The sequence below is a fragment of the Desulfosporomusa polytropa genome (assembly GCF_055380075.1).
Map to the genome: position 1 here is coordinate 168,777 of NZ_AP042399.1, position 15,600 is coordinate 184,376.

The 15,600-nt window shown below is 39.9% G+C and carries 14 protein-coding genes; all 14 read left to right on the top strand.

Annotated elements, in window-relative coordinates; genetic code table 11:
* Positions 1 to 13 precede the first annotated feature (13 nt).
* The 14 genes from ACZ449_RS00925 (at position 14) to ACZ449_RS00990 (ending at position 15,592) form a co-directional block, all read left to right on the top strand.
* Complete coding sequence (locus ACZ449_RS00925) at positions 14 to 1,282, top strand: hypothetical protein (protein WP_464256629.1); 1,269 nt, start codon at positions 14 to 16, stop codon at positions 1,280 to 1,282.
* Position 1,283: 1 nt separating this feature from the next.
* Positions 1,284 to 1,640: a hypothetical protein gene (locus ACZ449_RS00930; protein ID WP_464256630.1), complete on the top strand. Its 357-nt coding sequence runs from the start codon at positions 1,284 to 1,286 to the stop codon at positions 1,638 to 1,640.
* Positions 1,641 to 1,665: 25 nt separating this feature from the next.
* Positions 1,666 to 4,560, top strand: a complete 2,895-nt coding sequence (locus ACZ449_RS00935; protein WP_464256631.1) for a hypothetical protein — start codon at positions 1,666 to 1,668, stop codon at positions 4,558 to 4,560.
* A gap of 6 nt (positions 4,561 to 4,566) precedes the next feature.
* Positions 4,567 to 6,555, top strand: coding sequence for a hypothetical protein (locus ACZ449_RS00940; protein WP_464256632.1), 1,989 nt, complete (start codon positions 4,567 to 4,569; stop codon positions 6,553 to 6,555).
* A 23-nt stretch (positions 6,556 to 6,578) separates the two neighbouring features.
* On the top strand, positions 6,579 to 6,818 hold the full coding sequence (locus ACZ449_RS00945; RefSeq protein ID WP_464256633.1) for a hypothetical protein: 240 nt from the start codon (positions 6,579 to 6,581) through the stop codon (positions 6,816 to 6,818).
* Between the two features lie 69 nt (positions 6,819 to 6,887).
* Positions 6,888 to 7,874, top strand: a complete 987-nt coding sequence (locus ACZ449_RS00950) for a hypothetical protein (RefSeq protein ID WP_464256634.1) — start codon at positions 6,888 to 6,890, stop codon at positions 7,872 to 7,874.
* Positions 7,874 to 8,677, top strand: a complete 804-nt coding sequence (locus tag ACZ449_RS00955) for a hypothetical protein (RefSeq protein WP_464256635.1) — start codon at positions 7,874 to 7,876, stop codon at positions 8,675 to 8,677. The genes ACZ449_RS00950 and ACZ449_RS00955 overlap by 1 nt, the downstream gene beginning before the upstream one ends.
* On the top strand, positions 8,665 to 10,074 hold the full coding sequence (locus ACZ449_RS00960) for a hypothetical protein (RefSeq protein ID WP_464256636.1): 1,410 nt from the start codon (positions 8,665 to 8,667) through the stop codon (positions 10,072 to 10,074). The genes ACZ449_RS00955 and ACZ449_RS00960 overlap by 13 nt, the downstream gene beginning before the upstream one ends.
* Entirely contained in the window at positions 10,067 to 11,248 is a 1,182-nt protein-coding gene (locus tag ACZ449_RS00965; protein WP_464256637.1) for a hypothetical protein, read from the top strand. Before ACZ449_RS00960 ends, ACZ449_RS00965 begins: the two co-directional genes overlap by 8 nt.
* Positions 11,249 to 11,486: 238 nt before the next feature.
* Positions 11,487 to 12,551 (top strand): hypothetical protein, encoded by a 1,065-nt coding sequence (locus ACZ449_RS00970; protein ID WP_464256638.1) that lies wholly within the window; start codon positions 11,487 to 11,489, stop codon positions 12,549 to 12,551.
* Between the two features lie 140 nt (positions 12,552 to 12,691).
* On the top strand, positions 12,692 to 12,850 hold the full coding sequence (locus ACZ449_RS00975) for a hypothetical protein (RefSeq protein ID WP_464256639.1): 159 nt from the start codon (positions 12,692 to 12,694) through the stop codon (positions 12,848 to 12,850).
* A gap of 1 nt (position 12,851) precedes the next feature.
* Positions 12,852 to 13,511, top strand: a complete 660-nt coding sequence (locus ACZ449_RS00980) for a hypothetical protein (RefSeq protein WP_464256640.1) — start codon at positions 12,852 to 12,854, stop codon at positions 13,509 to 13,511.
* Entirely contained in the window at positions 13,496 to 14,527 is a 1,032-nt protein-coding gene (locus tag ACZ449_RS00985; protein WP_464256641.1) for a primase alpha helix C-terminal domain-containing protein, read from the top strand. Before ACZ449_RS00980 ends, ACZ449_RS00985 begins: the two co-directional genes overlap by 16 nt.
* Positions 14,528 to 14,539: 12 nt before the next feature.
* A complete protein-coding gene (locus ACZ449_RS00990) occupies positions 14,540 to 15,592 on the top strand; it encodes a DnaB-like helicase C-terminal domain-containing protein (RefSeq protein WP_464256642.1) in 1,053 nt (350 codons plus the stop codon).
* Positions 15,593 to 15,600 lie beyond the last annotated feature (8 nt).

Below are 15,600 nucleotides of genomic sequence, written 5' to 3' on the forward strand. Positions count from 1 at the left end.
GGAGGTACTGCTTATGCCTACACTAGAACCTCGTGGCGTAAGGAAAGTCAATGAAGTCATTACACAAAATGGCAGATCATTAGTTATCACAGAAAATGACGACTCGAAGTTATCTTGGGAACTTATCCAAGATGGTACTTTAAAAGTAGATAAGATTACTGGAACGATTTATATTAAATTGACCGGAGAAACAGACTGGGTTCCGGCAGGAATCCGAGGCGACGGTACTCTTTGTATCGATAAAGACACTAATCGTTTCATCGAAGTATTTACTATTCTCACTACTGATAACGGTGATAGGACTTTTACGTATAAGAACGCTAAAGGAGAAAAACGGACAAAGCGACTAAGCGACGATGGCTACCCATTATTTGAATTAGAAGAAGGTTGTTATATATTAAAGCGTAATAACCTCAGCGTTGTTGTTGATAATAAAATTCTAAATGAAAAAAACACCGGCATTATCGAGAGTGATGAAATCCGGTTCGCTCTTAAAGAAGCACATCCCGCTGGTACAGTTGTTATGGCTGAGTATTTCTGTTCGCTTAAAATCGGCAATCCCTATCCCCGCTTTTTTCAGAATGTCAATGAGCCTGCCGTGAAAGAATATGGCGACTTCTGGATCGATCCAGACGACTATTATTTAAACGCTGGCGACGGGCCTACTATAAAATGGTGGGATGGAAGCAAGTGGATCACAATTTGCAAAAATACGTTCATCTGGTTGAACGCAAAACTAGATAGAGAAATTGCTGATCGAATTGCAGACGTAGATGCAGAGGAAGCGGCCAGAATAGCAGCAGATACAGCAGAAGCAGGCGCCAGAGCTTCAACTGACGGTTCGTTACAAAGTCAAATCGACGCATTAAAGGGAGCCATTGACAGTATACCAAAACCTACCGGTGAATCTGGTGGACCAACGATACCTCCATCAACAACACCAACTACAACCACTGGGAGTGGAGATATATCAATTCTTTCCGGAATTGCACAACATGGTGAACTTTTACCTGTCCCTAACGGATATACTGAAAGCCAGTGTACATTTTTCGTGTCCCCAATGAATATAGGGTTTAACACTTACAGTTCGGGCGGTGACAATGATTGGAATAAATGGGATGATGACGACTACGAAGAATGTCGCTTAGAAGGCAGAAAAGTTCTTCATTATCATTTATGTCATGGCGGTACATTGCAAAATCCTGTTACTTGTTCTCATGGAAGATATGGTCTGGTCACATCAGGAATGTACGTAAATTATTTAGTAATTGGAGTCAAATAAAATGTGGTACATTTTCAATAAAAACAATCAATGTATAGGTAAATGTTCGATAAAGCCAAATATAGATGATTTAGCAACCAGAGGTCAACGCGCAGTATTTTCTGAAAAACCAATTTCTTTGTATGAGCCAGAAAAGCCGAAACAGATAAAAATAGAATCTATCAGAGCAGAGCGTAACAAATTAATTAAGTTGACTCAGGAAAAAATAGACAGATACAACAATCAATCGGCAATCAATATAGTAACCACAGACTCTCCAGAAAAAATTAAAGAAATCTATCTCTATATGCAAGAATTACGAGAATTTCCAAATACTTGCGACATTGATAATCCCATATGGCCTACGTCGCCATTTTAATTCATAACCAAGGAGGCGAGTTATTTTGGCTGAAGACTATAGAAAATTCAAACCCGGCCGGCAATCTGAGCTCATTCAAAACGAAGAGCTTAGAAAAATATTCGAGGCTACTAAGCACATAGTAGACAACCCCGGCGAAGATGCTTTTCCAGAGCAAGCAAACGTGCATGGTGCCGTCTGGAATAACACCGAAGACAATGAAATTCGCTGGTACAACAAGAACAAAAAAGAATGGATGTTATCTTTTAAAGACCGGTTCCAAATAACCGATCATATTTTAAACATAGGACAACCTGACGATCCGGTTAATGGTCAATTGTGGATCTATGAAGGAGTCTTAATGTACTGGGACGGTAACTCATGGCAACCAGTCAAAGCAGTCAACGTGGATTCTTCCGATATTAATTTAGCTATGTTTGATGACTATGTAATGCTTAGCCCTCTTAATTTAAGGGGCAACCTAGTATTACTCGATAACGACGAAAAATTTACGATGGACAAGGATTGCCTTACAGATCCACCACTCACCTGTGATAAATGCCATGATAGTCTGTGTCCGAAGAAAAGCGCTAATTGTGAGCACTCTTGCTCTCCTTGCGTAGTTTCACCTAAAGTTATTTTTCCAGATGACGCCATGGCCCAGTATATTGTTCCTAGTGTTAAGAAGGGCAGATTCTTTGTTGATCATTCACTTAACAAGGAACTTATCAAAGTAAATGATGTTGTCTTCAACTATCCAAAAAATAAAATATGGGGCAAGACTCCATCATGGGTACATGTTAACGCCGGTAAAGTTACAGGGCTAGATAAACGTTTTGTTAAGATCAATAAGGACAACCCACAGATCAATATCTCTCCGGTGAATACAGAGTTCTATGGATACACAAAAGAAAGCATCTACGGCGATTTCTTAATCCATAGCTTAGACTCCAACACTCATGATTATTGCAGCGTCCCCGGTGGCATCGTGCTCAATCATGATGCGGCCCAACGATATGATTATATCCTAGCCGTAACTTTTAAATTCACATGGGTAAGAAATTCAGGCAAGATGAGCATCACCTGCAATAAAGATATCAGCACGAGCTATTACATCGGTGACTTTGGTTACCCATTAAACGTATTTGCTAACGGCTACAACCTAGAAGATGCAGAATGGGACTACGATAATATTACTAAGGTAGTATCGGCCAATGTTCCTGGCAACACATTCGATTTACAGATCATGCGTTCCACGCAGCATGAGTATGGTTATCTTAAAGAGTACCTGGCCGATGGACGCGGCATCATTAAGCTCTTAAATAAGTTCGACACACCGCTGGTATTCGTTAACGGTGAAGTAATACACCCCGGCGATCTTGAATTTGATAATGACAAAATCTATGTTGTCGGCGCTAAACGTAATATGGTTTGGTCTATCATCGAGATGAAAGACTTGATTAAGAATTATAACATGCTGTACGAAGCCAGTTTTGTAACCGACATGAACGCGGCCGGCACCAATTACGTTGTTAAGTACGATGTCACCAAAATAGAGCCTGATAGCAAAATTGTTTTATTTGTCGATGGGATGTTAATTCGTCAAAACGATATTCATCGAGACGATGTTCTTGGAGAATTAACCGTCGACGGCTTAATGAAAGATCAGGAATATATTATCCTCAACGACAAGTATTTAAACTTGTTTGATGAGGGCAAGCTTATTCCCGCATTCTATCTTGGCCGTACCGATGAGTCTCTTATTTACATGAACTATAAGCTCATCAGTAACGAGACGCCAGTCATCACTTTAAAAGAAAAAGACGCCGAAGAGCTAACCGCTACAAACGGGGAAATTAAGATATTCCTCACTAGTCTTGAAGATAAGCAACTAGGCGAATACTGCACCTGGAACAGTTACACTAAAACCTGGGATGCGTTAAACGCCGATGATATTGCAGCCATCAAAATGATTTGTTATACCTACGAAAATACTTTGCAAGGCGTCAAAATTAATGTGCCTTATACTGATATGGATATCTTTCATATGTACGCGTTCAACTTCGCTCAGAGCATCTCTAATCCACTTATCATCCGTAATGTAGATGCTCATGATGATGATGAATTCACGACTTGTGTACCATACAAATACGATGCTGGCGCAATTGCCGTATGGTTAGACGGGATAAGACAGTATTACATTGTCGAGCTTAAAGATGGAACAGGTTTTAGATTACCTAAGAAGTTTACTGGAAAGCTCACATATGTAATTGAGCCTCCTGAAACCGGATCTGATACAACGTGCGAAAAAGAAATCCTCGGGCCAGACGATCTTGTTTACGGGTGCCCCAATGTTTACAATACAGAGATGTCATTATACCCTGGCCACCTAACTGTTTATGTTAGTGGTGTCAGGCAACCAACCAACTCTTGGATTATTTTAGATAATCATACTCTAATTGTTAAAGATAAAAAGGTAGAGCTACTCGGAGATAAGAGCAATTATCCCAAACGAACTTTACTGCGTAGTGATGGCACGGCCAAAGAGGTTGACGTTGTCCGGTACGATGAAATACTTATCGAAAAAAGACAAGACTACAAAAAGCAAGAAAGAACCTTCGACTTTGAAAATTATTCAAGTTGGGATGTTTCTATGAACGATTACGATCTACCGCGAGATATGTTAGAAACTCCAGACGAAGTAATGATTTTTGTTAACGGTACATTTGCCGGCCTAAGAGCAAACATCGGTTATCGTTTGGATCTAGCTAAGAATTGCCTTTCGATCCTAAGTCCCGATATTATTGATGTCTTAAGTGTAGATCCTCTGCTTAAAATCTTTACGATCGACAAAAGCAGATACCAAGCATGGAAACTCCGCACAGGCAAAACGGAATATGTGCCACCGACCAAAAATAAATTAACATTGGAATGGAGATAGATAACAATGTCTGATAATGATCTTACAAAAATATCGACAAGCCTGTTGCCTATTGAAGATATAATTGCGCTACTGCATGATGGTTATGATTTTATTACTAAAGCTGACAAAGCATCTGACGTAGAAAAAGTGGCCGGTGTCGATGCCGAATACATCGCAGTTGCTGTCGATCCCAAAGACAGAACCACGGTAAGAAACGCATTGAATCTTGAGGAGCATCCGGCAGCGTTCTTCCTTCCAAGATCGGAAGGAGATCGTATCGAGCACAATGCTGTTGCCGCTAAAGTTATTCATGAAACAGAGTTCAGGGATTTGCGCGATGAATTATATCAACTTCGTATGGAATTAGCCAAGGCAGGTGTAGTAACAGATTACAAACCATACGCCGGTTATCATGATCTATTTAGAACCAATGCTCCGGTCCACGAAGTAGATATTTTGGCAACTAGTATTGAAGACTCAGCAAACCATAGTGAAATTATCCTGGACGATAGTGATTTTGCAAAATTTGATGAAGGCGACTGGATCGTACTTCACATCACCGACATGGCTCGTTATCATGTAGCAAAGATTATCGAGAAATCAATCGATGGCCAGACACTCAAATTCACACCATCCACCTCGTATGATTTAAAAGCTAAATTAGTTAACATCTACAAAAGCATAGGCGAGAATATAAATGGCGCTTTCTGTTTTTTGGAAAAAGAAACACTACTGCCAGACAGCGTAGAAATGCACAGCTGCTTAGATGATGACACTTTCCGGTTGCGTCGTCAAATTAAAAATAAGAATACCGGTTTTGCCTATACCTTTCGGATTCCTGACGCACAAAAAGGTTTCTTAGTAAAATTCGATATTCAAGCTAAAACATATGGAGCACCAGGATCACTAATGTGTTATATTATCGATGAACTTAACATCGATAAATGGAAGAATCCTGTTCAGGCGGCAGCGGAAGGTATTCTCTTAGCTAAATCCCAACCATTAAATCACGATGCTTCCTACGGTGAACGTATTGTTAGCTTTAGTTTCTGGGACGGTATACGGTTTCCGCTGTTAAATGAGCCGGATACAATAGAGAGAAAGATCCGTTATTGCGCAATCATTGAAGCTCTTGATGCCGATAGTAGCAACTACTACGATATTGTCTTTCTTCAAAACAAACGCGAAGATGGCACTAGAGGTGATTTGCAGCTGAATAATATCACCTACCTTTATGAAAGAAAAGAAGACAGTTCTCTCGAACTATGCTGTAAGACCGACGCTGAAATCAATGCTTCTGATTTGTATTACGGCCTCGTTACTCGTGGCGTTGTTAATAACGGTTTCGTGCCTTATCGCGAAGGGGTATATAGTGCGAAGTTCAGTACCCACGAACCGATTGAAATTTCACGAGCTCGTTTGATGCTCCGTATCGCTCGTGAAGGTTACTACACTACCAACTTATCGAAAGCTATCGCCTACGAGGACAATAGTGCGATACCCGTTAAAAAAGCAGAAGGGCTCACGTACAATTATGATATGAGCGAACTGGGCGGGTTCGGCTTACAAAAGGATGAAGAAGATGTTATTATCGGCACTACGATCAGACGTATTGCCAATCAGAACTCTTCAGAGATTATTATCAAGAAAGGGCTTTATACTGAACCAGGGCAGCCGGTTTATAGAGCCGGATATGAAGCAACCTTGAAAGCTAAGCGTATCGAATGGGATACCACAAAATGTAGATTCATAACTACCGATCAAGTAAGGATTCAGTTACCACTTGTATCTGTCATGCCTGACCAGCACAAAAAAGATATCCGTATCTCAGATCGACTCATTTATGAAGGTGACTACCTTACTGAAGATTTTGCAGCCAGATACTTTAATGATTTCGAACTCCAGTTATATTGGCATACCGAATATTCCGGTATGTACGAAGACAGCAAGTACAAAGCTGATTTCGTGGGTCGAATCCATGATTTAACAATAAGTATGGATCGGACAATCTAAACCAAATAATGGAGTGGTAAATTGTGAAAGAATTATGGTTAGTTGGTCAACATACATCAGGCTTGTGGAATATACGAAAAAACGAATATACAATGGTAGCATGGGATTTTCAAGGTGTATTTAGCAGTCAGGAACTAGCGGAAGCCGCTTGTAAAACAAGTTATTATTTCGTTGTTCCTGTCAATCTAGATGAGCAGCTCCCACATGATTCAGTTGACTGGCCAGGATTATATCACCCGATACAAGCAGAAGAGACGCCTTGAGCGTCTTTTTGTTTTTTTACTGATTATAAGGTATACATCAGGTAATATATACAACGAGGTGAATACAAATTGATAGAAACAGCGAGCGATTACAATGCAGCTATAGCTCTTTTAACCGAAGAAGCTACTGTTGATATAGGCGATATAAATGAAAAAATGAGTTCTGGAGATTTTAATTATATATTCAATAGCATCGAGGCGCAGTTGATTAGCCTCTACGAAAAAACCAGAGTACTTGAAGATGTGCAAAACTATTGCCGTGAATATGCAATAAAAGAGATTGCTGAAAAACGACAAAAATTTGAATCAAAGTTAAAGGTTATCGAGAACAATGTCGACAGTTATCAAGACACTTCATTTATCGCCTGCGAGGTTCCGTTTGCTGACAGCAATGAAGTTGTCCGCGATCGTGACGGTACCGTCATCCCTGGATCAAACATCATTAACAGTGCAGTTGTTCAATCTAGCCAGGAGATAGAAGAAACACTGTTTAAGAGTATTTCTAAAAAGCAAAAATATCCTCACTATCGAGACAGCCTCGACAAATTAGTTAACCATCAACCGTACCGTGTATTTTACACTTTCGACACTCCAATCGAGGGCGGGATAGAAGAAGAAATTACAATCACCTTCAACGGTACATACAAGTGTAATTTTCTTAATATCAAAACATCTAATTGCACCGTCACAGATGTTAAGTATATTAACGAAGCCGATTCAGAAGAGTCGGCAGGTGATATTAACAACATATACAACGAGCTCAAAAATGCAAAAGGACTAAAGATAACCGTTTGCTCTACTAGCTTTCAAAACGAAATATTTCAGGTTGATGCTGGCCAGATTAAGAGCGACTTTTGGAACACGGTTGGGGAAGATCAATTCTCTCGTACTACTAACATGCTTAGTTTATATCAAATGGAGCAGTTAGCCAGTGAAGCTCATTATAATTCAGAGCAAAACAAATTTTCGCAGGACGTTGAAACCTGGACACAAACGAAGAGTGAAGTCGATAAACGCAATATCGCAATGGCACAAAAGTTTGGAGGTGATGCATAATGAGTATTTTAAGCACGCCAGAGCGTATAGTTACTTCTCGAAACAAATTCAACAAAGTGGCTGCCAATAAAGATAACGTGTTTGTTTCGGACGATAATGGCATCACAGAAACGATGGCTAATGGCGGTTGGCGTTTTACCCCGGCCAGCGAAATAGAGAATATTACTATTGACGTTCAGGGGCCGTATGAAACTCCTCCGATACCGAGCGCTCCCGCCCGGTTGCCAGTCGAAGCATTCAACAACCCAACTCCGGCGGTTGATGCCGAAACGCAAGATACAACCAAAGCAACGTACTTTTTCGGCATTGATGAAATTTCCTCATACTATCGAATGACTAATAAAACCTGTGGCGTTATCTTCAAGAGCATAACGACCGGCCGCTGCAGTTATATCGAGCTGGTAGCCGATACTGTTACTAATGATAATTGCTCAGTGGAGTTCTACATTGTTGACGGTACTAAAGAAACTCCTATACTACCTCTATCATGTGAGCGAGTCGTAAATGAAAAGCTGTTCTTTAATATGAATCCACGTTTCAGCGTTGATACAAAAAAAGATATCGAGATAAAGAAAAATGGCGAAATCATTAAGCGGACCACAGATGGATTAGAAAATCTTGATTTAAGCGATGGTCTTTACACTATCAGTTACACTCCGACTAACGCCTACCAGTATTACCCTGAGAACGACACCATCAACGTGAAAGCTATTCAGCGTTTGTATAATGAAGATGCGGAACCTTCTTATGTTACAAATGTGTTAATCCGGAAATATGGAGGTGGTATTCCATGGACCGAGTAGGAATAGACATAATCAAAAATACCTATCAACAAGATTTGATCGAAAACGGCAAGACGGCCAAAGCGATGGAGCTCGCCGGCAAAGAATTATATGAACCTATTTTTACAGTGCTGCGAGTGCATCCAGAGGCAGAGCCAAGCATAAACGATATGAATAACGCTCTTGTTGAAATTGGTATGGATATGGCTATCTTAAATAGAGAGGTCGCTGGGGCGGGTACTGCTCTTGATGCACTAATGAATAATATGAAGCTTCGCCTAGCAGCCGTTGAAGAACGGCTGTGTACAGAAGAGGAACGACTGAAAGATATTAATATCCTCTGCGGTAACTATAATGAGTTTGCCCGGGTAGTTGCTTTGACTTCTGACTACTTCGAAGGCAACTTCTCTGTCGAGAATAGTAAAACATTCATGGCATATGCTACTGGTCTTACCCCAGTCGCTATCGATATCATGCAAGTTCGCGGTAATGGCTACGAAGGCAACGAATATGTTTATACCAATAACAAATTCTTAAAAGAAACGATTGATACTTCTAAACAGGAATTTATTAACGATACGAGCTCAATAACTGCATATGAATACTCCCGGTTAACAGCAAACTCTGACGAAAAGCTTTATCCATCCGCGGTCAACTTTGATAACGAAGAAGCAGAATGCAGCGTAACAATTGGCTCGGTAGATTATTTTAATACAGTCAAAGTTACCAGTGATATTGACAGTGTCATTATTAAAGATGTACTGACGCTGTCTGATGACGGAACTACTTTTACTTCCACAATTACCAAACCGATTCAAATCAATAATCGAAATGCAGTATACGAAAGTGGCGAATACGCTTATGGCTCTGGCGTCATTTGTTTCCCGGCGACAAAATACCTCAAGATTACTTTTCGTTCTAATGGTGCTACCACGGACAAAATTGCTTTTAAAAATATAGATACCACGGACGCGGTTAATCCCAAGGAAACTATTATCGTTGTTGATAGTGCTAAGCGTCACATTGTCCGTATTAATGATATAGCAGCCAGGACAGGAACGTTTACTACCCAGACCGTATTAACTACAGGCGAGCTCGTAGGATCGCCTGTAAAAAACATAGCCATCTTTGCTAACGAATATGTGCCTGGTCATTTCCCGTCAGCCAACTATTTTAAATATGTACTCACCATCAATGGAACGAGTCACGAAGTAACACCGATCAACTCGCAGCGTTCTGGTATTAAGATTATCAAGACCTCTGATTATAACCAGTCAGATCCGACAATTAAACATGTCGATGAGAGCATTAAAAGTGCGAGTTTATCCATTGTTATTATAGCTCCGAATAAAACAGAGACTCCTTATTTATCTAATGTGAAGGTGTGTTTTGGAGAGGAGGAATTAAAAGGTGTATAAAGATGCTATTCTCAAAATAGATTTCTATAAATCGCAGATTATGCAAGAGCTAACCAAGCGAGGAATCTATCCTGATATGGTTACAGTGCAAAGCCGTATAGACGATATCGATGATCGATTATCTATTTTTCGCCATACACAAGTCACCTCGCGTACAGATTTCGATACAGAAAAATTTAATATTGATCTATTATATATTTGGCAAGATCTCTATTTTTTATACAAACTAGTACATGAACTATCTGTAAGAGATTATGTTAGTCTTAAATCCTATGTAGATTGCCATATGACCGAACTAGAAGATATGGCCCAGGCATATAGCTACAGGACTCAGCTAGAGATTAGTAGTACATCGCTTGGTAAAACAATCTTCTTTCAGGCAAGTGGCTACAATATTGCTTATAAAGACAACACGGCCGTAGTTTCTTTGGGTCCAATTTCCGTAACAAAAGGTTCTCGGCTTGCCTGTGTATTCGAATCCACTAATGCAACCATTAGCGATGTTATTTTTAGCTTCGACGGCGCGAACTGTTCTCCGTACAGTTACAACAAAGATTTTTTTAAGGTTCCTGGCGAAGCTAAAACTGCTACATATAACTATAGCTTACCTGCGGACTCGGCGATCAATTCGTTATTTCAATTAAACATTGCTAATTTTACACCTAAAGCGGACAGCCAGTATGTAGTGTTTGGTGGCAAGGACACGATAGCAGTCTACGATGCAAGTGGATCACAGACGCTCATAGCCAAGGAGCAAGGTAGCCCTTGCGTCGTAAATACGGCTGGACGTATTGAATTTTATGTATATGGCGGTTCTTTTATTAACTTTGATTTCTCGGAGCAGCCGCTTAGTAAAAACTTTACCGATACCACCATCAACAATCTAAAAAAACGACACAAGATTATTATCGAATGTGACAGCAGCTTCACTTTTAATTTTATCACAGATGGCCAGGCATACGCCGTACGTGAAGATGGCATCATCAAAGATAGTAAATTATACTATCCCAATGCCGTACAGCTCGTTGACTTCTTAATAGAAGAATCCTTGCCAGGCGAAAAGGTTACGTATAGCAATGTAAAAGTAACCGTGGCTGATGTTGGCACTGATCCGGTTGCCATTAATACCATAGCCATTAAAGAGCTCAGCTCGTTGGAGGTGCTTAGCGAATGATGATCTTGTATAATTTTCGGCATCGTGGTCCATACGAATACGATAAATTTATACTTAATATATTTCAGCTATGCAATGAAATCTCTCTGCTAGAACAAAACTTAAATAAAGGCGAAGTTAGTCAGTTAGCAAAAACAAAGCAAGAGTTCGATACTGTGTTTGACCAACTAACTAGCAACGAGAGTTTGTCTCAGGAAATGTTATTACTATCATATCAATTTGAATAGGGGGATTATCGATGATACCGAAAATGGATTCAAAAGAGCTTAGTGAAATTCTTGGCAAGTCGCAAGAATCAATCACTCAAATAGAAACAGACATGAGCCTGGTTAAAAAGGATATGTCCAGTAAGCTAGCCGTAATTAAAAACGAGCAAGAGTACTCTATGCAAGAGCTATTAAATATTAAGGAACTTTTGAACGGCGCTGCCAATAACGATTTAAGGAACCGTATCGTCTATGCACGTCAGAATTGGTTAGCAGGAGAATATGATATGTACGGTTCTACTGTGCATCCTAAATTCGTTAGAGATCCCAACAACATATTTAATTTTGTAACCACAGTAGGTCCAGTTTTTAAGAACAACGCCAATGTGCGTATCAATACAGCTGTCAGTGAAAAGTTTCGTTCTATTTTAATGCACGATAGTATCGCCGGCAAGGATACGGCGTTCAGCGAATTTGATTCGCCCAGCATTACATTGGAGGTAGAAGTAAACGTAGGAGACTTATTGGGTAGTACTCAGTTTAATATGATTGAAATTGCGCCTTACCTACCTGGCAGCTTTACTATCAACAGCATTGAAGTGTACAAAATTCAAAGCTATCTAACACAATCGATTCTGCCTGACTATGAAATGACCACCGCCATCGATAAAGTAGGCGCCTGCAGAATCATGCTCGATAATAAATACGACCTCTATAAGTTTGTCATGAATATTACTGTTAATTATAAAAATCGCAATGGGAAATATCCGTTCGGTTTGCGGCATCTGTATTTCTATAATGCAGACTTTAAACCCGATTCTTATGTCGTAGCCAAGATCGAGAAAAACAAATACATCGATTGGATAAGTGAAGATGTAACTATTCGCGATCAATCGGGCCTATACAATAGCTCGTGCGCAGCGCAAGGAATCGAATTATACATGTCTTACGATAACGAGCTACTTCTATATAAAATAGGAACATCAAAAGGATTAGCAGAAAACATTCTCTCTCGTAATACGAACGTACTATACACTAAGCTAAAGCTATCGCGTAGTGTAATAAGTTTAGAATTTGAAAATGTTTCTGGTCGGTAGCTTGACAAATATCACTTGCTAACTATATACTTTACAAGTTGGACGCCCGCCCAGCGTCCTTTATGTTCGGAACAGTTATTAACTTTTACTTGCTAAGTTAACAACTCGCATGCTATACTATGTGTAGGGAGTTGATACATATGGCATACGACAATGGTATTGTGAAAGTAATTTCTGTGCCAATATCCTTAAAAACGCACAAAAGACTTCTGGAGATTGCTACAAAGGAAAAGCGTTCCAAGACCGCACAAGCCAGTTTTATGCTAGAGCAGCAGCTCCTAGAAGACAAGGCGGAGTAATATGATAGATTACTCAGAGTTCTATTATATAAACACACTTGGATATTACCCTCACAACACAGAAAGAGAAAAGCTGATAACTCAAGCAACGATAGATTATTTGTTTGATTCCGAGCTCAGCGAAAAAGAAGTAATCAAAGCAATCGAAACTAGTAAACCAGGAGATTGCTTAACACCTGATAAGCTACCAGATTGGCTGTGGGAGAACAGTTTGGTCGAGCGAAACACATACTACTATCATCATATTCTCCACCTATTGCCGCCTGTACCGCGATTCAATCCTCATACAAAGATAGAAACAAAAACTGCTTTTTATATGGAGATGCGGATACGTTTTACAATAGACCAGCTTGTTGATTACTTCTACACCACTTCAATGATAAGCAAGGACTTAGTAGACCGCAAGCGCGACTCTGGTTCTTTAAACTATTTATTAAGCAAATACAGCAAGCTAGGCTTTGTACGACCGCTTGACTTTATACTGTCACTAATTGACGCTGTTAATGCTGATAAGAACCAAATCGCCAAGGTTACTAACGTACTTGATATTACACGATATGAAGCTCAAGTATATGAAAATCTGAAGCATACAGCAGCTCAAGCGGAACTTAGCAAAGCCAACCATATCATTTGGAGGGCTGAGCAATGGATGGATTTATAGCAGAGTTTGGTGGCGCCAAGAATGGATTCTTCCGGCGCAATATCTATCTACCACAAGATGATGACTTCGACAATAAAATGCAGAAAGTTATCAAAGATTTTAAGAACACCGATGTTTACCGCTGCATCTACAGCTATGAAACAGAAGAGATTACGAGCTGTAATATATATGGCGATATGTATATCGACCTAGACTTAGATATTGCAGACGAAAAAAGTTTCGAAAAGGTCAAACGAGACGCCATGATGACGATTCAGTTCTTGGAGGATTACTTCAAGATCCCCCGGGACATGTTTCAAATCTACTTCTCTGGAGCTAAAGGGTTTCATGTCATTATACCAGCCGAGATACTTGGCATTTCACCATGCAAAGATCTTAATACTACCTTTAAAGCAATCGCCGTAAACGTTGCCGATGAAATGAAATGCGAAACAATTGATACACGAATCTATGACCGTAAACGATTGTTTAGACTACCGAACAGCATTAATAGTAAAACAGGACTATATAAAGTACCAATCTCTTCTGATATGTTATGGGTTTGCACACTCGAATCTATACAAGAATGGGCATCAGAGCCAAGAGAGATTGAAGTTACTGCTCCTAGGACATTGTACTATAGCACGATTAAGTTTCGCACTATAGTCGATACACTTAATAAAGCTAAAGATAAAACTGTAAGCAAAGAGAGACGTGAATTTATAATCCCGTCAACGCCGAAAAAACTACTGCCTTGCGTAAAAGAAATCTTGTCCATAGGCTCACAAAAGGGACAGCGCAACAATACTACAGTAGCTCTGGCGTCAAGCCTCATGCAATCAGGCAAACAACTGCAGGATGTCATTGAGATTTTGAACGAGTGGAACGAACTTAATGATCCTCCCCTAGATGAAAAAGAGATTAACACTACAGCGACAAGCGCCTACGAAATGCTTCGGTCCGGTAAGACATACGGATGTGCTTCCTTTAGAGATATTGGGATGTGCGTAGGTGGAGAGTGTAAGCTAAAAGACTAGGGGGAAACTACCATGGCCGAAGATAAATCCTTAATTGATAATCTTTTGAAAAACCCGTACTCTGTTGAAATGGAAGACTTTTTTGAAATGGCAGAGGGCGAGTACGACGAATTTAATGAGCAAGCATGGAAGAAAGGCAAGGGTTATAGTTGCCCCAGCTTCTCTGAATTCGACAGAAGAATGGAAGGATTAGAGCTCGGTCTATTTATGTTTGCTGGCGAATCAAATACCGGTAAATCTGCTTTAATGTTAAACTTGTTATTTGACTACTGCACAAACCCTGACAATAAACTATTTGGCTTATATTACTCACTCGATGATGCCAAAGAAGAAATCATCCCTCGCTTGATTGCTATGAACGAACTCATTCCTATATCAGTAGCCTCGAAACCGCAGCGCTATCAGGAAATGATAGACAACGCTGAAGAAGGAGCTGCTCAATGTCAGGAGTGGCTCGACAAGCGCGAATCAGGACTTCAGTACCTAAAGGATCTAAATAAGCAATTCCTGCTTACTGACGGCACTAAAATCACTTGCGGTGAGCAACTAATCGACCACGCTAAAAAAGTACAGATGTATGTAAAAGCGTATGATCCCGATTATAATATTATCATAGGCATAGATTCCTTATCTGATATGACTTTTGCCAGCAAGAATTTTAAATCAGATAAGGAGCTTAACGATCATATCGCTAAGCAGGTTAAGAAATGGGCCGTTGAAGAATTGAAGGTTCCTATATTTGGCTCACTCCATTTGAAAAAAATAGAGCAGAACCGTCGGCCTACCGTCGGTGATGTTAAAGAATCTGGCAGGTATGTTTACGAAGCAAGCGTATTATTTTTAGTACATAGTGATGTTAACCGCAATAAGCAGTCAGCCACTATTTATTATAACGAAGAAGGCACTGATGAAAAAATGCCAATCCTAGAACTTGATTGGGCAAAAAACAAGAAGTCGTCATATAAGGGCAAGACCTATCACTATTTTTCACCTAACTATTCTAAGATCACTGAGTGCCCTGTCGACACGATGAAGCGCTATGATGCGTTAATTTATACCAATTAAATTTTAGG

Bases quoted from the DNA above. Each gene is read 5' to 3' on its own strand.
- ACZ449_RS00980 (WP_464256640.1), top strand. From the start codon at position 12,852: ATGATAGATTACTCAGAGTTCTATTATATAAACACACTTGGATATTAC.
- ACZ449_RS00990 (WP_464256642.1), top strand. From the start codon at position 14,540: ATGGCCGAAGATAAATCCTTAATTGATAATCTTTTGAAAAACCCGTAC.
- ACZ449_RS00955 (WP_464256635.1), top strand. From the start codon at position 7,874: ATGAGTATTTTAAGCACGCCAGAGCGTATAGTTACTTCTCGAAACAAA.
- ACZ449_RS00925 (WP_464256629.1), top strand. From the start codon at position 14: ATGCCTACACTAGAACCTCGTGGCGTAAGGAAAGTCAATGAAGTCATT.
- ACZ449_RS00975 (WP_464256639.1), top strand. From the start codon at position 12,692: ATGGCATACGACAATGGTATTGTGAAAGTAATTTCTGTGCCAATATCC.
- ACZ449_RS00985 (WP_464256641.1), top strand. From the start codon at position 13,496: ATGGATGGATTTATAGCAGAGTTTGGTGGCGCCAAGAATGGATTCTTC.
- ACZ449_RS00960 (WP_464256636.1), top strand. From the start codon at position 8,665: ATGGACCGAGTAGGAATAGACATAATCAAAAATACCTATCAACAAGAT.
- ACZ449_RS00970 (WP_464256638.1), top strand. From the start codon at position 11,487: ATGATACCGAAAATGGATTCAAAAGAGCTTAGTGAAATTCTTGGCAAG.
- ACZ449_RS00930 (WP_464256630.1), top strand. From the start codon at position 1,284: ATGTGGTACATTTTCAATAAAAACAATCAATGTATAGGTAAATGTTCG.
- ACZ449_RS00940 (WP_464256632.1), top strand. From the start codon at position 4,567: ATGTCTGATAATGATCTTACAAAAATATCGACAAGCCTGTTGCCTATT.